Source organism: Paenibacillus sp. W2I17, from assembly GCF_030815985.1.
Taxonomy (GTDB): Bacteria; Bacillota; Bacilli; order Paenibacillales; family Paenibacillaceae; genus Paenibacillus.
Genome location: NZ_JAUSXM010000001.1, coordinates 1086393 through 1104584 on the forward strand (window position 1 = coordinate 1086393; position 18192 = coordinate 1104584).

Annotated in this window: 17 protein-coding genes and 1 pseudogene; 5 read left to right on the top strand and 13 right to left on the bottom strand. The window is 45.7% G+C overall.

The features are described from left to right. Window positions 1-117: 117 nt before the first annotated feature. On the bottom strand, window positions 118-855 hold the full coding sequence (locus tag QF041_RS04795) for an SDR family NAD(P)-dependent oxidoreductase (protein WP_076210575.1): 738 nt from the start codon (window positions 853-855) through the stop codon (window positions 118-120). A 176-nt stretch (window positions 856-1031) separates the two neighbouring features. Between QF041_RS04795 and QF041_RS04800 the strand changes: the two genes are divergently transcribed. Continuing rightward, a complete protein-coding gene (locus QF041_RS04800; RefSeq protein WP_307412507.1) occupies window positions 1032-1646 on the top strand; it encodes a TetR/AcrR family transcriptional regulator in 615 nt (204 codons plus the stop codon). A gap of 23 nt (window positions 1647-1669) precedes the next feature. On the opposite strand, the gene QF041_RS04805 is transcribed toward QF041_RS04800, so the two are convergent. After that, window positions 1670-1960 (bottom strand): PucR family transcriptional regulator, encoded by a 291-nt coding sequence (locus tag QF041_RS04805; RefSeq protein ID WP_307412509.1) that lies wholly within the window; start codon window positions 1958-1960, stop codon window positions 1670-1672. 107 nt (window positions 1961-2067) lie between these two features. Between QF041_RS04805 and QF041_RS04810 the strand changes: the two are divergent. After that, window positions 2068-2211, top strand: a pseudogene (locus tag QF041_RS04810) (L-serine ammonia-lyase, iron-sulfur-dependent, subunit alpha); the annotation flags it as partial. 112 nt (window positions 2212-2323) lie between these two features. Here the strand turns inward: QF041_RS04810 and QF041_RS04815 are convergent. Together QF041_RS04815 and QF041_RS04820 are read right to left on the bottom strand one after the other, a co-directional pair. Beyond that, window positions 2324-3055: a hypothetical protein gene (locus QF041_RS04815; protein ID WP_307412511.1), complete on the bottom strand. Its 732-nt coding sequence runs from the start codon at window positions 3053-3055 to the stop codon at window positions 2324-2326. A gap of 26 nt (window positions 3056-3081) precedes the next feature. Next, window positions 3082-3381 (bottom strand): immunity 53 family protein, encoded by a 300-nt coding sequence (locus tag QF041_RS04820; RefSeq protein ID WP_307412513.1) that lies wholly within the window; start codon window positions 3379-3381, stop codon window positions 3082-3084. A 176-nt stretch (window positions 3382-3557) separates the two neighbouring features. Here QF041_RS04820 and QF041_RS04825 point away from each other — a divergent pair, with 176 nt between their 5' ends. Next, a complete protein-coding gene (locus QF041_RS04825) occupies window positions 3558-3914 on the top strand; it encodes a DUF3221 domain-containing protein (RefSeq protein WP_307412515.1) in 357 nt (118 codons plus the stop codon). 276 nt (window positions 3915-4190) lie between these two features. Here QF041_RS04825 and QF041_RS04830 read toward each other — a convergent pair whose 3' ends face one another. The 4 genes from QF041_RS04830 to QF041_RS04845 all read right to left on the bottom strand — a co-directional run bounded on the left by QF041_RS04830 (window position 4191) and on the right by QF041_RS04845 (window position 10226). Then, window positions 4191-5807, bottom strand: coding sequence for a glycoside hydrolase family 43 protein (locus tag QF041_RS04830; RefSeq protein WP_307412518.1), 1617 nt, complete (start codon window positions 5805-5807; stop codon window positions 4191-4193). A 62-nt stretch (window positions 5808-5869) separates the two neighbouring features. Next, a complete protein-coding gene (locus QF041_RS04835) occupies window positions 5870-7846 on the bottom strand; it encodes a YjhG/YagF family D-xylonate dehydratase (RefSeq protein ID WP_307412519.1) in 1977 nt (658 codons plus the stop codon). Between the two features lie 16 nt (window positions 7847-7862). Continuing rightward, window positions 7863-9329, bottom strand: coding sequence for an alpha-ketoglutaric semialdehyde dehydrogenase GucD (gene gucD, locus QF041_RS04840; protein ID WP_307412521.1), 1467 nt, complete (start codon window positions 9327-9329; stop codon window positions 7863-7865). A gap of 21 nt (window positions 9330-9350) precedes the next feature. After that, entirely contained in the window at window positions 9351-10226 is an 876-nt protein-coding gene (locus QF041_RS04845) for a fumarylacetoacetate hydrolase family protein (protein ID WP_307412523.1), read from the bottom strand. Between the two features lie 222 nt (window positions 10227-10448). On the opposite strand from QF041_RS04845, the gene QF041_RS04850 reads away from it, so the two are divergent. Further along, complete coding sequence (locus QF041_RS04850; protein WP_307412525.1) at window positions 10449-11363, top strand: helix-turn-helix domain-containing protein; 915 nt, start codon at window positions 10449-10451, stop codon at window positions 11361-11363. Window positions 11364-11487: 124 nt separating this feature from the next. Here QF041_RS04850 and QF041_RS04855 read toward each other — a convergent pair whose 3' ends face one another. Then, the gene (locus QF041_RS04855; RefSeq protein ID WP_307412528.1) at window positions 11488-12909 is read right to left on the bottom strand and encodes a family 43 glycosylhydrolase; all 1422 of its coding nucleotides are present in this window, start codon (window positions 12907-12909) and stop codon (window positions 11488-11490) included. A gap of 135 nt (window positions 12910-13044) precedes the next feature. Between QF041_RS04855 and QF041_RS04860 the strand changes: the two genes are divergently transcribed. Beyond that, window positions 13045-13854: a helix-turn-helix transcriptional regulator gene (locus QF041_RS04860; protein ID WP_307412530.1), complete on the top strand. Its 810-nt coding sequence runs from the start codon at window positions 13045-13047 to the stop codon at window positions 13852-13854. A gap of 316 nt (window positions 13855-14170) precedes the next feature. On the opposite strand, the gene QF041_RS04865 is transcribed toward QF041_RS04860, so the two are convergent. From QF041_RS04865 to QF041_RS04880, 4 genes are all read right to left on the bottom strand, one after another. Further along, a complete protein-coding gene (locus QF041_RS04865; protein WP_307412532.1) occupies window positions 14171-15343 on the bottom strand; it encodes an MFS transporter in 1173 nt (390 codons plus the stop codon). A gap of 24 nt (window positions 15344-15367) precedes the next feature. After that, window positions 15368-16186, bottom strand: coding sequence for a MerR family transcriptional regulator (locus QF041_RS04870; RefSeq protein ID WP_307416896.1), 819 nt, complete (start codon window positions 16184-16186; stop codon window positions 15368-15370). Window positions 16187-16438: 252 nt separating this feature from the next. Then, entirely contained in the window at window positions 16439-16858 is a 420-nt protein-coding gene (arsC, locus tag QF041_RS04875) for an arsenate reductase (thioredoxin) (RefSeq protein WP_307412534.1), read from the bottom strand. A gap of 38 nt (window positions 16859-16896) precedes the next feature. After that, on the bottom strand, window positions 16897-18192 hold the full coding sequence (locus QF041_RS04880) for an arsenic transporter (protein ID WP_076317798.1): 1296 nt from the start codon (window positions 18190-18192) through the stop codon (window positions 16897-16899).

Below are 18192 nucleotides of genomic sequence, written 5' to 3' on the forward strand. Positions count from 1 at the left end.
TTTGCTAGTTATCCTTGGATTGGGAACTGCTCTTATACCAATACAATAAAAAAAGCCGCTAGAATAGCGACTTTTAATGGAACTATGTTTCTTTGTGTGCTTCGAAAATTGATGCACTTATTGAGCGGTGTATCCTCCATCTATGATGAGGCTATTTCCTGTCATATATGAAGAGTCGTCGCTAGCCAGGAACAGAACGGCTTTTGCCATCTCTTCTGCTTGACCCAGACGTTTCATTGGTGTTGCCGCAGAAAGTGCTTGTTTGCTCTCTTCCGGGATAATTGGTGTATCGATGAAGCCAGGGCAAAGGGAGTTCACCCGAATATTCTGCTCAGCATACTCCAGCGCGAGCGAACGAGTCAGGTTTACAACGCCGCCTTTAGCTGCATTGTAGGCTGCAGAGCCAGGCGAACCAACCCATCCGTACATGGAAGCCGTGTTGACGATTGTACCTCCACCAATTTTGAGCATTTCGCGAATCGATTCACGAGCAACCAAGAATACGCCGTCCAGGTCAACATTGACTGTATTGCGCCATTCGGCATAATCAAGCTCATGCGTCGGATGAACACGTCCGATTCCCGCATTGTTGAATACGATATCCACTTGACCAAATGCTTCTACAGTTTGTTTGAAAATCTCAGAAACCTCTTCTTCACTTGTTATGTTTGCTTTAATAAAGAGAGCTTCTGCTTTAAGCGCTTTCAGTTCCTGCTCAAACGCCTTGCCTTTTTCTTCATTCAGATCCACCAAGACCACTTTAGCTCCTTCGGAAACGAATAAGCGAGCTGTCGCTGCACCAATCCCGGATGCTCCTCCTGTGATGACTGCAACTTTATCTTGAAGTTTGCCCATGAATAAATCCCCCAGTATAATATTTTGAATAGCGCCTATATAAATAGTGCTATATGATGTTTACAAAACTAATTCTATGCTTAAAATTGTAACAATCCAATCATTAAGATGTGACCAAGTGTCTACCTCGTAGACACTTTATAAAACTATGTCTATATTTATAGGAGTTTTTTTGAATGAATAATGAACTTACTGTGACATCTCAACATCGTAATCGAACCAAGGAGCACCTAAAAACCGCTCTGATTCAGCTCATTAAGAAAAAAGGATTTCATGGTGTTTCTGTCAAAGACATCGTTGATCAGGCGGGTTATAATCGCAGCACGTTTTATTTACACTACCAGGATAAATATATTCTCGCCGAAGAGTTGTTGAGTATGACACTCGAAGGATTGAGGGGCGCAGTAGGCAAACCCTATTGGCACGGTCAAAAGGTTTCAACCAACAAGCTGGATGCCGAATCTTTTCAAATCGTGGATTATATCTACGAGCACCGTGATTTCTTCGAACTGATTCAATACGATGATACGTTACCCGGTCTACATACAGGCTTTCCACAAACCATACTCAAAATCTATCAGGAGCAATTTGTCTTTGAGACGATCAACAACTCCCCAGTGAACATGGACTATTTCAAGTACTATACCGCCTACGGTTTTTTTGGACTATTGAACAATTGGATATTAAGCGGATATCGTGAATCACGCGAGGCATTTATAAAAAACGTGATTGAACTCACCAAAACGCATATTCACTCTTTTCATTATGTCGGTAATACGTTTGAATCATGATCTCAAGTAAGTTGATTTGAACATCACGATGAACGATATGTCTGCTTTAGATAACAGACCAGTTGCAGATGGAGCAGATGCTCCTGATTACTCAGGGACATGCCCAGAATCTCTTCGATTTTATGAATACGCTGATACAAAGTATTGATATGAATATGAAGTGCTGCCGCAGCTTGGACCGCAGAACCTCCACACGCCATATACGTCATCAGTGTTTCTTCTAGCCCACCGGTCTGCCCTTTGGCAGGCTGAAGTGGCTCGAATACCTCTGCCATAAACGCATTCAAATCCTCAGCCGGTTGCCGGATAGACAACCGGTTAACACCAATATCCGTATATCGGATCGTCCCCTGTTCTTGCCATGACCGTTAACGCGTCGATCGCAGGGTCATACCTCCACAACACACCTATCTACTCAAGCAGCGTCATCCCTTCGGATGAGGTAGTGCAGGTCATGCTGGAGGTTGGATCAGCCATGCCTGAATCTCTGCGCGAAACAGCCGGCGGCGGCCTCGCCCAGACACCAACAGGGCGCAGAATCACAAGGGATTTACAGTATAAATAAAAAACGGGCATGTCATTTATACGAGAGGAATAAAAACCTCAAGGTACATGCATGCCTAATAATAAAAGAGACCATGACACCAGGTGGACAATGTTTTCTAGAGGCAAAATAATTAATGTTCTAGTTTTGCAGAAAATTTTTTAGTACCTGTTTTATTAATTAAAGCAACTTCAAAATCAGATACCCATGTAAGTTCACCTAGATGTTCAGCATAGGCAAATTCATCTGGTTGTTCTGATATGACCTTCTCTAAAAGTATTTGCGTACCATCTCGTTGTAAAATAGATATGAATATATCCATGCTATCTACATTATGATGGCAAATGACTCTAGCATTGTACTTCTTATTAGGGCTCTTCACGGATTTTTTCCAAGTCCATTCATTTACATAATCTAACTCCTCTATTTGCAAAGCTATCTCCCTAAATGGATCAATCTCCCAATTATTACGTAGAGCAAGTTTCTCTATGCCTTCCATTAGCAGGCGAAGCGTAGTCTTTTTTTTCTCCAACTCATTTTTTGCACTAAAGTCATTCAAACTAAATTGGATCGGTACCGAACACACACCAGAAACGTTAACAATACGTTCATCCGTAATGTTTTCTACACATTCTATTAGGACTTTCCAACAATCTTTCGTTTTGTATTTCTCCAGCAGACGTTCATACATCGCTGTAATACAGCGAGTTTCCAAACTAAAAGAGCGTCTTTTCCATTTCCAATTCAACGCATAATCTAATTTTGTTGCTTCGTTGTACTCACATTTTTGTTTTTTCATTATAGATTCAATATTTTCATCATCTACAATATACGGTAAATCCAAATCGAATTCCTTTAGATACATCTGGTTCTCTCCTTGTTAGTGCATTATTAACTTCTATCCAAACTCGAAGCCCAATTTTTGAAGCAATTAAGCATCTCTTCTAAATTTTTTGCTCCCCCTGCACTGTGAAACACTCCATCTCTCACGATACAGTAGAACCAATCTTCTTCAGTTCTCTCTTCTTCAATCGAATCAAATGGCACATCTTCTAAATAGGTATCCGTCAAATCGATTTCGACAGACCAACCAGGATTATCTACAGTATCAATTCTCACACCGTATGAATGTTCCCAATCGCCGTCACAATTTTCATAATACCAGCTTTGAATCCATTTTAGGCTATCCATCGTCGTGACCTCTTTTTTTGTTTTTTCTACTCTAGGAACTTATTATTTAAAGGAATCCTCATGCCATGTTTCATACTTTTCTCGTATGAATTACTTTTTAGTAATAATTTGCTTTTTTTATGTAGGGTATACTTAAAAGCAAGGAGAAAACTCTATTTCAAATCAAGGAGGTTATTATGAAAAAAATAACATTGTTTATCTTCTTTAGTATGATTATACTTGCGGGCTGTTCTAACAAGGATGAGAAAGAGAATTATCCAGTTTTCGAGGGCACTGTAGTATTTAAAACAGATGAAAATGACAAGTACAGATTTCTTGTACTACAAAATATAAGTAAGGAAGATCTGGAGAATGGAAATCTTGAGGATTTTATAGAACTAGCACAAGACCAGGAAGCTTCGTATTATTTGGTCGATAGAGAAACATATGAAACAATTGAAATAGGCCAAAGAGTAAGAATTACTACTGGCTTTGACCAACTAGAACCCTCGCCACCCATTAGAACGGTTGTGAGTATTGAAAAAATAGACTAAGATTTTTTCTATTGCAAAACGATAAAAAGACCTTAACGTTTCAAGCGAACGTAAGGTCTTTTTATCGTTTTGGTTTCAAGAGTTCAGAGTTAAATCGCCCGCGGTTAAATCCGACCGGCCTCTCATTTCCATTATTGACCCTAACGATATCAACTGATTTATATGGAATAATGTGCCTTTTTAAAATTAAAACCCGCTGATAATTTCTAATTTTACATGGATAAATATGTGATTTGGTCCTCTTTGGATTGTCCCCTGCTCTTTCCAAAAAGACCGTCACATGTTTTCCGATAAACCAGCTGCATGCTTTGTTTCTCTATACATAAAGTAATCAAAATCGGCATGTTTGCGGGTTCCACCAAGATCCTGCACACAAAGACCAATATAGGTTCCCGTAAACCGGATATACTCCGGAGATTCATCGGACAGATGTGTGATATCAATCCACCCACCTGCTGTATTCCAGGATGAATCACTATTTAACGCATAATAAAAGCGGACGCGATCTTGATCCACCACAGCCTTTAAACGGAGCGTGCTCACCGACTCTAGCGGAATATCCTCAAGCAGTTCGTCGTATACCCCGTATTTGGACTGAATGATCCCCAGGCAGAGCCCTTTATCCTCATGATAAGTTACACGTAAGTAGAGATAGTCCTGGGTATCGTAGTACAAAATCAAGCCTGCCATTTGCTGTGGATGGTCCGGCGCAAATTCCAGACACGTCTCGGCTTCACATTCCAAGGCCTGAAGTCTCCGTGCGATCATGCTTTGCCTGTGCGTTGAACTCATCGACTCCATGCCGTGCAAGCGCAAGTAACCGGGACGTTCCGTCAAGCTGAGCCAAGTCGAATCGGGTGGAATGCGAAGTGTATTCCAATCATGCCGAAGCTCAAAGTGATCAAAGTCATCCATTTCAGCAATCGGCTCAAACGGATGGGACTGGATCATCGGTGCAGGCACCTGAACCTCCGGATATCGGTCACCGCTCGCAAGTCTCAGCCAGCCGTCCTCGCTCCACGTACATGGCTGAAGTGCGGTCTCACGTCCAAGAATGCAATATTTGTGATGAACGGGTCGTCCGACCAGATGAGCCATGTACCATTCGCCGGTGTGCGTTTCGACTAGACTACCGTGGCCTGCCTTTTGCAGAGCTAAATCCGGTCTGCCATATGAAGTGAGGATCGGATTGGCAGGATCGACCTCGTAAGGGCCTTGTAACGTACGGGAACGTGCTGCGGTAACCGCATGCTCATAACCGGTTCCACCTTCAGCCGCAATGAGATAATAATAGTCCTTGTGTTTATACAGGTGGGGTGCTTCGGTCAGGCCTAATTCTGTTCCCTTAAATATGTTCATGGCCGGTCCGATCAGCTTATGTTCCTGGACGGAATATTCCTGAAGAACGATGCCTGCAAACCGATTTTTGCCCTTACGGTGATCCCATATCATATTGACCAGCCATTTGCGTCCGTCTTCATCATGAAACAGGGAAGGATCAAAACCGCTGCTGTTCAGATACACCGGTTCGGACCAAGGACCCTCGATATCCGTTGCTGTCACAAGGTAATTGTGGGTATCTTTAAAAGCGCCTACCCGGCTTTTGACATCGGTGTAAATCAGGTAAAACACACCGTTGTCGTAACTAAGACAGGGTGCCCATACGCCTCCGGAATTAATGTTGCCCTCCATGTTCAACTGCGTTACACGAGTCAGCGGAGAAGCGATTGGCCGCCAATGAACCAAATCCCGGGAATGGTGAATCCGTACACCAGGGAACCATTCAAAGGTGGAAGTAGCAATATAGTAATCCTCCTCTGCTCGGCAGATGGACGGATCGGGATGGAAACCGGGAAGGATGGGATTGGTGATCATTTTCTTGATCTTATTCATGGAAGAAACCTCCGGTATGAAAGTAATGATTTGTACAACAACAGATACAAGAAAGGTAGATATCAGTACCAGCCCAGCGCTTTTTTGCCGGCTTCCAGGGCGGTTATGATCCGCTCTACATCATATACATTCCCTCTCCAAGTCCCACCGCTGACCGATTGCAATGCAGCCCAGAGCTTTGTATCATCCGGCAAAGCCTCATCAGGCTTCATATCCGGATGGAAGGACCTTTGTGCCAGGATGAGAGCACCTTCTTCCGGCGAAAACTCCAGATCGCCTTCTCCGACAAAGTTAATGCTACCCTCCAGCGTGTTACGATCAACCGTGATGTCAATCAGGTCTCCGTTCCGCAGCTTGCCAATCGGTCCGCCTGCCAGCGCTTCGGGGCCAACATGACCAATACACGCTCCGGTGGAAACACCGGAGAACCGGGCATCCGTAATCAGTGACACGTATTTGCCAAAAGGCAAATGTTTAAGCGCAGATGTAAGCTGGTACGTCTCCTCCATTCCAGTTCCCGATGGACCTCGCCCGAGAAGCACAACAACGTCGCCAGCCAGAATACCTCCGGTCTTAATCGCATGGATCGCCTCACGTTCAGTGGTAAACACCTTTGCTCTGCCACGATGACGGTATACGCCATGCTCATCCAGCACAGCAGGATCAATAGAGGTGGATTTGATGACAGAACCTTCTGGAGCGATATTCCCGGTTGGAAATGTTACAGTCGATGAGATTCCAAGCCGCTGAGCGTGTTCTACACTCATGATGACACTGTCCGGATCGATACCGTCCTGCTCTTTTAACTGCTTCCGCATGAGATAACGGCGTTCCGACGATTCCCACCAGTCCAGTACCTGACCCAATGAAGTACCTGTAACCGTTGGTACAGACTCATCCAACAGACCAAGCTGTCTGAGGTGGAGCATGACCTCCGGTACACCTCCTGCCTGAAAGACACGTATGGTCGGATAAAAGATCGGTCCATTTGGCAGGGCACTAACCAGCCTCGGAACATTTTTGTTGACCTGTATCCAGTCCTGTACCGTGGGTATGGTTAAACCGGCTGCATGGGCAATCGCCGGTATGTGAAGAAGCAGATTGGTCGATCCGCCAAACGCGGCATGAACGGTCATCGCATTGCGAATGGATGCATCGGTGACAATGTCTGCCATTCTCATCCCCTGTGACTCCATGTGGATGAGTGCACGTGAAGATTGGCGCGCCATTTCAAACCAGATGGGCTGTCCGGAAGGTGCAAGCGCAGCATGTGGCACTGTCATACCCAGTGCCTCTGCTACAACCTGGGCCGTAGCCGCGGTACCTAGAAACTGACAGCCTCCTCCCGGTGTAGCACAAGCTCGACATCCTAAATCCGAAGCCATTTCCAGAGAAAGTTCCCCGTTGACGTACCGTGCACCGATGGTCTGAATTTTACCGGCATCCTCTCCATCGGTAGGCGGAAGTGTGACGCCACCGGGAACAATTACACCAGGCAATTGCGGCATGCCGGCAAGTGCGAGCATCATCGCTGGAAGACCTTTGTCACAAGTGGCGACACCAAGCACGCCTTTACGAGTTGGTAGCGAGCGAATCAGTCTGCGAAATACCATAGCGGCATCATTCCTGTACGGAAGCGAGTCAAACATGCCGGTCGTCCCCTGTGATCTGCCGTCACACGGATCGCTGACATATCCGGCAAACGGGATTCCTCCCCGGCTTGACAGTTCTTCTGCGGCAGCCTTCATCAGCAGGCCGACCTCCCAGTGGCCGGTATGGTAACCGAGTGCTGCCGGGCTACCGTCTTCATTCCGTATGCCACCTTGTGTACTCAAGATCAGAAATTGTTTTCCGTTCAATTCCCCGGGCTTCCAGCCCATTCCAACGTTCTGGGACATGCCGAACAAGTCGCCGCTTGGAGCATTCCGCAGCAAATCATCCGTTAAAGGCAGACGTCCGGCAGCCCCTGGAGCATGTGCTATGATATCGAAGCAGTTGGACGCGGTCTCTCCCATAATCGACGTAATCTGTTCGTACATGATAGCCTCCCACAGTTTATGACTTCACAAAGACCGTTTTGATGGCCGTGAAAAACTCGATAGCCGCTTGTCCCTGTTCTCTGGAGTGTGAACTCGACATCTTCATTCCGCCAAACGGAGCCTGCAGCTCTACGCCAGCCGTTTCTGCATTAATTCTGACGAGTCCTGCATCCATGTCCCGGATGAAAGACAACATGGCTCCGACGTTCTGTGTATAGATGGAAGCACTCAAGCCATAATCGCTATCATTAGCCGCTTCGATCGCTTCCTCCAAGGAATCTACCGCAATCAAGGCCAGAACCGGGCCAAAGATTTCTTCCCGAGCGATGGACATATGGGATTCGACCCCTTCAAATACGGTCGGCTGCACATAGAATCCCTCTTCCAGTCCCGGACCGCCCCCTCTTTTTCCGCCAGCGAGCAGAACGGCACCTTCATCCTGGCCTTTTTGAATATAACTCAGCACGGTATTGAGCTGTCCTTCGCTTGCACATGGACCCATCCAGCTTCCAGAAGACATGCCGTCACCCAGCCGGATTTCCTGGATTTGCGAGAGCAGCTTTTCTTTAAAGGCATCGTATACTTTTCGTTCAATAATGACCTTGCTGGTGGCCGTACATTTTTGCCCGGTCGATTTCAACCCACCGCTGATCGTGGCTTCCACAGCCAAATCCAGGTCAGCGTCAGCCGCGATAATAATCGGGTTTTTCCCACCCATTTCAAGTTGATACTTGGCCCCACGTGCCAGTGCTGCGCCGCCGACCCGTTTGCCCACTTCATTGGAACCTGTGAACGTTATTCCGCCCACATCCGGATGCTCAGCAAGTGCAGATCCGATCACTGAGCCTCTGCCGCATACCAGATTAAGAACGCCTGCCGGAATGCCCGCCTCTTCAAAACACTCCATTACTTTAGCCGCAGTGACCGCAGTTTCCTGAGCAGGCTTCAACACAACCGTATTGCCGTAAATCAAGGCCGGAGCCGTTTTCCAAATCGGAATGGCTACTGGGAAATTCCAAGGAGCAATAACCCCAACAACGCCAAGGGGTACGCGGGTCGTAAACATCAGCGCTTCGCTGTCCGTTGATGGAATGACATCACCGGTTTTTCGCATGCCTTCTCCAGCGTAATACCTTAAGATCGCGACACCGCGCAGTGTCTCTCCTTTGGCTTCTGGGAGTGTTTTGCCCATTTCCCTGGTCATCGCCTCTGCAACCTCATCGGCCCGGCGTTCCAACACATTGGCTGCCTGAAATAGATAGTTTCCGCGTTCCGCGCCCGATAACCTCCGCCAATCTTTTGCTGCTTCCTTCGCGGCTGCAACAGCCCGGTTCAGATCCTCTACGCCTGAGGTGGGTACGTAGCCAACTACCTCCTTCCGATTCGCCGGGTTGATGCTCGGTTCGGTTTCACCGGACGTCGCCTTCACCCATTCTCCGTTAATGTAATTGCTGTATGTCTGCTCTACCTGAAATGTGGTCATCGCATTCATCCTCCTTGTACATTAGTTTGAAATGACTGGATTAATAAGTGTCCCGATATCGCTAATGGATATTTCAATGCGGTCCCCGGGTGCAAGTGTAAAATCATTGGGTGGCACGATGCTAGTACCTGTCAATAACACCGTACCGTCAAACAAATCGTTATCTCTGGCCAGAAAAGAAACCAGCTCATCAAGTTTTCGGTTTAACTCACTTGTGCTTGCCTCGCTTTTGACAACTATTTCACTTTCGCGATATATTTCGCAGACGATGCTGAACGCATATGGATCCTGCACCGTTTCCGCTAGACGAATGGATGGACCTATGGAGCAGGAATTGCGCCACATTTTTGCTTGCGGCAGATACAGCGGGTTTTCCCCTTCAATATCGCGGCAGCTCATGTCATTGCCAACGATGTATCCCACAATGCTGCCATCCGCGGCAAGCACCAACCCCAGCTCAGGCTCCGGGATCTGCCAATTGGAATCGCTGCGAAGTGTGACAGCCTCATTAGGCCCGACGGTGCGGGCAGCTGTAGATTTAAAAAAGATCTCCGGTCTTTCGGCATCGTAAACTTTATCGTAAAAGGTCTTTGCATCCAGCTTGCCTTCCGTTGCTTCATAATTTCGCGCTTCGCGGCTGCGTTGATAAGTTACACCCGCCGCCCATACTTCCGGAGCTTCCAATGGAGTGATTAGATGCAAGGAAGTCCAATCGTCAGTTAACTTGTTTGACGGTTTAAAAGCGCTTTCAACAAGTTGAACTGGAGAGACCCCCTGCTTTCTTGCTTGATAGATCAAAGTCATAAAATCTGCTTGTGGCAAACGATACGCTTGTTCATCATCCGTAACGGCTGCCAGCCACTTCTGTTGTCCGTCCAGAAATCGAATAATTCTCATTCAAGCTTGCCTCCATTTTTCCCCATCGGGTTGATAATACTACCATAGCATCCGCTATGGTTCATGACGATGTTCTAATCACTCCCACGATTTACCCTTTTCACGCATTTTTTTTCTGTTAAGATGAGGTTAGATTCGTTTCGTTGAACTAAAGAAGATTTACGAGGACACTTCGATGACAGGATGTTGGAATATAGAATAGTACAAGGGGGTTGGTTTGCTGTGACCAAGCTTTCGGATGCTGTGTATTTAGGGCGTCTGCCCGATGTTCGCATGTCTTTTCAATTATTGGGGCTGCATGCAAGAAAAGTAGATTCCAGCTGGACTTATCCGTCCCATGAACATTCAATGTATGAAGTGCACTGGATGATGGACGGGCAGATGAACATGGTTGTCAACGGTCAGTCTTATCGTCAGTCGGTTGGCGACCTTCTGTTCATCCGGCCTGGTATGACCCACTCTTGCACCGGAGCCGGACCGGAGGGGTTCACTTATTTTTCCGTGCATTTCAGCATACACGATACATCCTTTTGCAGAGAACTTAACCGTTGCAAAGACATCTATTATCCGGCAAATTCGAATTTGGCTCTGGGGCTCTCCTCTTCCCTGTCTACTTTGTATGGTTTGGCCACAGAGCATTTGTCTAGCTCGCTATCTTCCTCCAAACAAATGAAAGTACATGCCGCTGTGTTTGAACTGCTTGGTTCCCTGGTTGGTCAGTTATCTCAGCAAGCCTCCGTTACGTTGTCGAGAAAAGAAACTATTGCCCATCAGATTGCTGAGCACATTGAGGATTCGGTAAGATATATCCATCTTCACGGGGAAATTCAGGAGAGCGATCGAACCTGGATTCAGGACATTGCCAAGTCGCTGAGCATTAGCCCGTCACAGGTTAATCGTATTTTTCGGCAGGTGTACGGCATCGCTCCACGCAAGTTTCTATCCGAAACCCTTCTGAACGAAGCGCAGCGGCTGTTAAAGCAAACCGACCTGAACATAGACCATATTGCGATGATGCTGGGGTATAAGACCAATGCGCATTTTAGTCGCCAATTCAAGCGGTGGACAGGCATCGCGCCAAGCGAATATCGCAGCCATTCGCAGCAGGCTGGAGAAGCCAACGTTGCGGATGACTAAAAGTTTAATCATAAAAACCCCAATTGTCTGAGCCGCAGAGGCTGAGCGGTCAACAAAACAGCTACTGGATGACCAGCAGCTGCTTTGTTTTGTCTCTGGATTGCTCAGATCATGTGTTTGAAGATTACGCTAAAATAAATGATGCAAGACTTGCACTTCCCGAACCTCTGTACGTAAAATACAAAGCCTGTATACCATCCGGAATGGTCATCTCGATTGAATAGGGTTTCCAATGATTGGTGAAATGTACCGGGATTGTACCCAGGACAGGACCGTCCCATGCGGTTTTGACCTCAAATACCCCGTGACAATATCCCCGTACCTTGATCGAGACCTGGCGAATTCCTCGGCAATCAAAGTATTTAAAACCTGCCGTTGCGGATTCAACCATATTGGCGATATATCCGACTTCTTCATCACCGTCTCTACCATCCTGGGTGATCTTTGGAAAGCGGCTGTCCAGCCAGGCTCCTGCCCCGAAACCTCCAGTGTACTTCTGATCATCTTTGGTCAAAAGATTACATGCAAGATATGCGGGGTACTCGCCTTTTCCTTCAAGCGGTCTCCCACTTGGACCAGAGGAGGTCATTTCCACCTGAGGAATGCTGCCGTCCTCTTCAAAAGATATCTTCTCAATACAGCCCTGCCGGTTGAATGCATCCCCATTGGTATGACGGTGATAGAAGACATACCAGTCTCCGTTGATCTCCACAATGCTGCCATGGTTATTGCCTCCATAATACATGGGTTTGTCAGCAGGTTTGTAGGAGTCGATATGGAGATCACAGTTGCTTACGATGACGCCCTGATATGTAAATCCTTTATTTGGAAATCGGCTGGTGGCATAACATAATTCATGCATAACGATGGAGGAATACACCAGATAGTAGGTATCACCTCTCTTCCGGATGGAAGGCGCCTCAAAAAATTCATGGCCCTCATAACCGCTGCCCTCACTGTAAGGTACACTCGGTGCTACGAATACAGGTTCTTCCACAATCGTCAGCATATCCGGACCTAGCATCGTGGCCATCGCGCCATGTCTTGATTGGTCTCCGGCCGCACAGAAGCCGGTATACAGATAAGTGTGCTGTCCTTCAGTCATCACGCCGGGATCGAACTGGGGCTCGTCCCCTTCTCTTTCGCCCAGACGAGTGCCGTCGTCATATTGTACATAACCATAGAATTCATATTTACCGGCAGGTGCATCACATACAGCCACCGAAACAACGGGTACCTTATCCAGCACATAATACAGATAATACCGCCCATCGGGACCCAGCGTAACATCTGGCGCATACAAGCACATATGGCCATTCGGATTCAGCGGGTCATCTGTTTTTCGGTAGATCACCCCTTCATTTCTCCAATTCCCAAGGTCATTCACGGGTGCAGACCAGCATACATAATCGTTCAGACAGAAGGCATGTCCGTGAAAACGGTCATGTGAACCATACACATACACTCTTTCATTGAATACATAAGGCTCACTATCAGGTACGTACTCCCAGGATGGAAGATATGGGTTGAACCCCTGCTTGTTCATTCCAGCTACACTCCTCATATAATTGTAATAGTACATTCGTTCTATGAAATAAAGATAACTCTCGTATAATAAAAAATAGCTTAAGTAGTGTATGGGTTATTCTTTTCTACAACTTAAAGATAAAGGGGAAGAACCATGACATCTATTTTTTACGTTGAATGTGACGCGGTACATCAGAACCATTTTGTTTTTGATATCCCTGAAGGGCATGATGCCTGGTTATTAGTCATTACACAGACCCCTGCCCAGTTTTGGGTTGATGGACAACTTAAGGAATACCCGGCTCATTGTGCTGTACTTTTCAAACCGTATCAAAAAATATATTATCGGGCTTGTTCAGAGCGCTATATAAATGATTGGATTCGTTTTGAAAGTGATGAACCGTTTGTAACCGATACCTCCCTTCCGCCAGGCACACCTTTCCCACTGGATGATCCGGAATACTGTCATAAGCTGTTCCAATTGCTTGTTGCAGAGCATTCTTTTCAGAACGATTACCGGGAATCATCCATCAATTGCCTGCTGCGAACCTTGTTCAATAAATTGCTTGAGTCTTGTGTCCAAGAGGATATTAGTCCTCAGCACTATCCTCTGTTGAAGCTTCGAACGGCAATTCATAACGATCCCAGCCATCCTTGGACCATATCGGAAATGGCGAAGATCATAAACGTCAGCCCGGGGTACCTGCAGTTGATGTACAAGAAATCGTTTGGCCTCTCGTGTATGGAGGATGTTATTCATAGCAGAATACGTTTGGCCAAAGAATATCTCAGACATCATTTGTATACGGTTGCAGAGATTGCTGATCGATGCGGTTACCGTAATGTCGAGCATTTTTGCAGGCAGTTCAAACAAATGACCGGTTCCTCGCCTAAACAGTTTCATAAACGACGTGGAGGTGTCCCGGCTGACTTAACAGAGTTGGGATATAAATCTCACTTTTAAGGGGGATGTACTTAGATCTATGGAAAAATTCCCACTCTGTCCAATACGCGTTTACACATACCTTAGCCATCCAATCGGTATAAACGTCATCGAGGTTGTTAGCGTTCTCTGCTGTCATTTTAAGTTAAGGTTTTAGACTGTATGATGCAATGACATATTCTCAAGCATGATTGATCAATTATCATATTGTGATACGCAAAACACACGTGATTCTCGTTATAACTTTGTTATACACCAAAAAGATCTCTTGAGCAGTGAATGCTGAAGAGATCCTCTTTTTATTTTACTCATAAGCAAGAATTATCCATCACTGAAATTACACTGGATCTGGAGTTCCAGTCCTGCTTCTCGATTTCTTAAATAGCAGTAAGGCAAGAAGTAAAGCAATTCCTACAGCTCCAAACCCCAACCAATTCAAATACAGGACAGATGAACGACTGATCACAAGCCCACCTAATCCAGATCCCAGTGCAAAACCAAATTGGATAAACGATGTATTTACGCTAAGGGCAATGTCGGGATTACGAGGTGCCAGTGTAACCAAATATAGTTGCTGGGCCGGAGATATGCTCCACGTTGCTAACATAAAAATCATTAAAACCAAGATTAAAATCATAAGATTGATCCCTGCTAGAGCGAACAAAAGAAGAGTTACCCCTTGTAACAGAAGGCCTAGACAAATTGTAAACTTTGATCCCTTTGCATCTGCCAATTGTCCGCCCACTTTTGATCCGACAAAGCTGCAAATTCCCGCGAGAAACAGAACACCGCTTATCTCGGTCATAGTAAGAGTGGATGTGGCTTGCAAGAAAGGCGTAATATACGTGAACAGTGTCGAATAGCCTCCGATATACAATAATGTAATAAGCAAGGCAGTCAGAATGAGTGGATTTTTTAAAATGGAGAGCTGCATTCTGAGGGTGATCTTTTCTTCCTCTTTGATTGCCGGAACCTTTTTGTAGATAATAAGTAATGGAACAACACTTAACAATCCAATGAATATAAATAGAACTCTCCATCCAAACATTTCACTAAAAAATGTGCCCAATGGGACACCGAGCACTAGCGAACTGCTGAGCCCCATCAAAATGATGCCGATGGCATTGCCCCTTTTTTCTTTTTCAACCAGTCGTGTCGATACGGCCATTGCTACTACGGTAGCCACTCCTCCGCTAGCCCCTTGAATAATTCGCACCCATAGTAAAGTTTCGTAAGAAAGGTCAACAAGCATAAGTCCGTTGCTGGCAATAAACACACTGAGGGTGGACAACAGTAACTTCTTGCGATCCATATTTATTGTAATTGCAATGAGAATCGGAGCGATAATGGCTGCTGCCAGAGCGAATACAGTAACCAGTAAACCCACTTCGGAAGTAGATACGCTCAAGTCTGAGGCGATCATTTCTATGACTCCTGTAATAATGTATTCAAGGGTTCCGATCAGAAAAACAGCCAATGCCAAGATATATATAATCCATTTATTTTTCACTTTAATCCACTCCGTCTTCTCTAGTTATCTATTTAGTATTGGAATTTGTATTTCTATAAACTGTACATCTTGTTCTTGAGATAAGGGTAAATATAATTCCCTACCAGCTCCGTTCTCCTTGATCTGATAGTTATTATTCTCAATCCATGTAGCTAGATGAACACAGGCTTTACAGGCAAAGGTGGCATTGGAACAATAAGCTATGGTGGCCATCATGGGCTCGGCAGGAAGAGTCCGCAGTTGAAATGGGTCGGGAGGTGATCGCAGCTCACAAGTTAAGAAGTAACCTATCTCAAACTCGAACTCTTCCTCTTGTCCTGCGATTTCTTTCCACAAAACAACCTGAGGTCCGTCGATCAGTTGGCGCATTTCTTTTGTTAATGACTGATCAAACTGACGAAATAAACTCGGGATCTCCTCTTCCCTCCCGCACCCTGTCTGAAAAAGAAACTGCCGAGCACCTTCCTCTTTGATTCGGATTTCTTGCCCAGTTTCGACGTGCCCCTCTTCCTCTATAAGCTGCATGCGTTCCTCAATTCGGACGAGTTTGGCTTGTTCCGTATCGATAATCTGCTGAATTTCGCTTCTTTTTAGCTTAAACATGCCTTGAATATTCTCCAATGTAATATGTTCCTGTAACAGCTGTGTGATTTGTGGCAACGTGAACCCCAATTCTTTATAAATGAAGATTCGGTTGAGCTCGAGAAGCTGATCTGCGGAATAGTAACGGTAACCCGTATCGTGATCTACCTTTCTCGGCTTAAGTATGCCAATCTGGTCATAATAACGCAGTGTTTTTAATGAGACCCTGCTTAGCTTGGAAAACGCACTGATTTTGAACAACATATCATCTCCAATCTTTTAACATAATGCGAGTATATAGTTTCCCGTACAGGGGAAAGTCAAGGGTATATATGCTTCTCATTTGCCTAGCTAAAATCAACTACCGCCCTTGTCATCACTCTATGTTGCTGTTATGGGTAAGTCAAAGAACCGTTTTTGAATGAAACGTTCATTATTTTTGAACAAAAAAATGCCACTCATCGTGGCATTCTCTCGGTACGCATTCAATTATCCTGCTCAGGCAGGTTTGTATTATTTTCCGGTTTCAGCAAATGTTTTAATGCGTTCCCCGATCTGGTCACGAACCCTTTGGAATACGGCCCATTTCTCTTCATCTGTACCTTGCGCTTTGGCAGGATCATCAAATCCCCAGTGTTCTCGCTTCACATGTGGAGGCGTCATTGGACATTTATCTGCTGCATCCCCACACAACGTGACTACGAAATCAGCGTTGTTCAACAACTCTGAATCAATGATGTCCGAGGTTTGAGTCGAAATGTCCAGATAAACTTCGTTCATGGCTTCAACCGCTTTTGGATTCAGACCGTGGGCCTCAATTCCTGCGCTATAGATATTCCAGTCCTCACTCAGATATTTCTTGGCCCAGCCTTCGGCCATTTGACTCCGGCAAGAGTTACCTGTGCACAGGAAGTACAGTGTTTTTTTACTCATGTTCATCGTCTCCTCGTTATTTGAATTATAGATTGCTTTTATAGAATGCTTAACCACAGATACAGACCCACTAGCGTAATAAGCAGAGTCGGAATGGTGATTATGATACCTGTCTTGAAGTAAGTGCCCCATGAGATTTTGACACCTTTGGTGCTCAGCACATGAAGCCAAAGCAGGGTCGCGAGTGAACCAATCGGGGTAATCTTGGGACCCAGGTCTGATCCAATAATATTGGCATAGATAAGCGCCTCCCGAACAGTCCCTGTAGCTGTGGTTGCATCAATGGCAAGCGCATCAATCAACACGGTAGGCATATTGTTCATCAGGGATGAGATGATTGCCGCGATAAAGCCCATACCCATTGTTGCAGCGAACAATCCTTGATCCGCCACAGCCTGAATGACTACGGCCAACAGATCGGTCAAACCTACGTTACGTAGACCATAAACCACGACATACATGCCGATGGAGAAAAATACGATGGCCCACGGCGCTTCTTTGACAACCAATGTAGTTGGTACAGCAGAACTCCGGGAAGCCATGATCAGGAAGAATATCGCAACAACACCTGCTACAAGAGATACAGGAATACCGACGAATTCACTGGTGAAGTATCCAATGAGAAGAACCCCCAACACCACCCATGACAGCCGAAACATTTTCATATCCTTAATGGCAGATACCGGAGGCTTCAATTCACTGGCATCAAAACGTTTGGGAATACTCTTGCGGAAAAAGAGATACAGTACACCGATACTCGCCGCCAGCGAGAACAGATTTGGAACAATCATCCTTCCTGCGTACTCCATAAACGTAATACCAAAGAAATCGGCAGACACAATGTTGACCAGGTTACTTACAACCAGCGGCAAGGAAGTTGTATCCGCAATAAATCCGCTGGCGATAATAAATGGGAATACTTTTTTCTCATCGAAATTCAGTGCACGTACCATGGCTAGAACAATCGGTGTCAGAATCAGTGCGCCTCCATCGTTGGCAAAGAAAGCAGAAACCACCGCTCCCAAGATGGAGACATAGACAAACATTCGTACACCATTGCCATGAGCGGCTTTGGCCATATGTAAGGCAGCCCATTCAAAAAAGCCGATACGATCCAGAATTAATGAGATCAGAATGATTGCAACAAAAGCAAGCGTGGCGTTCCATACGATTTGTGTCACATCCCATACATCTTCCAAGTTGACTACACCAACAAGTAAAGCAAGGATTGCTCCTCCGCAAGCAGACCAACCAATGGACAGGTTTTTAGGCTGCCAAATAACGAGTACAAGTGTAATCAAAAAGATGATGCAGGCTAACAGCGTAGAAAACAA

What these genes read in the sequence shown, in the direction of transcription:
- QF041_RS04795 (WP_076210575.1), bottom strand. Translation starts at nt 855, where the DNA reads ATGGGCAAACTTCAAGATAAAGTTGCAGTCATCACAGGAGGAGCATCC.
- QF041_RS04800 (WP_307412507.1), top strand. Translation starts at nt 1,032, where the DNA reads ATGAATAATGAACTTACTGTGACATCTCAACATCGTAATCGAACCAAG.
- QF041_RS04815 (WP_307412511.1), bottom strand. Translation starts at nt 3,055, where the DNA reads ATGTATCTAAAGGAATTCGATTTGGATTTACCGTATATTGTAGATGAT.
- QF041_RS04820 (WP_307412513.1), bottom strand. Translation starts at nt 3,381, where the DNA reads ATGGATAGCCTAAAATGGATTCAAAGCTGGTATTATGAAAATTGTGAC.
- QF041_RS04825 (WP_307412515.1), top strand. Translation starts at nt 3,558, where the DNA reads ATGAAAAAAATAACATTGTTTATCTTCTTTAGTATGATTATACTTGCG.
- QF041_RS04830 (WP_307412518.1), bottom strand. Translation starts at nt 5,807, where the DNA reads ATGAATAAGATCAAGAAAATGATCACCAATCCCATCCTTCCCGGTTTC.
- QF041_RS04835 (WP_307412519.1), bottom strand. Translation starts at nt 7,846, where the DNA reads ATGTACGAACAGATTACGTCGATTATGGGAGAGACCGCGTCCAACTGC.
- gucD (WP_307412521.1), bottom strand. Translation starts at nt 9,329, where the DNA reads ATGACCACATTTCAGGTAGAGCAGACATACAGCAATTACATTAACGGA.
- QF041_RS04845 (WP_307412523.1), bottom strand. Translation starts at nt 10,226, where the DNA reads ATGAGAATTATTCGATTTCTGGACGGACAACAGAAGTGGCTGGCAGCC.
- QF041_RS04855 (WP_307412528.1), bottom strand. Translation starts at nt 12,909, where the DNA reads ATGAACAAGCAGGGGTTCAACCCATATCTTCCATCCTGGGAGTACGTA.
- QF041_RS04860 (WP_307412530.1), top strand. Translation starts at nt 13,045, where the DNA reads ATGACATCTATTTTTTACGTTGAATGTGACGCGGTACATCAGAACCAT.
- arsC (WP_307412534.1), bottom strand. Translation starts at nt 16,858, where the DNA reads ATGAGTAAAAAAACACTGTACTTCCTGTGCACAGGTAACTCTTGCCGG.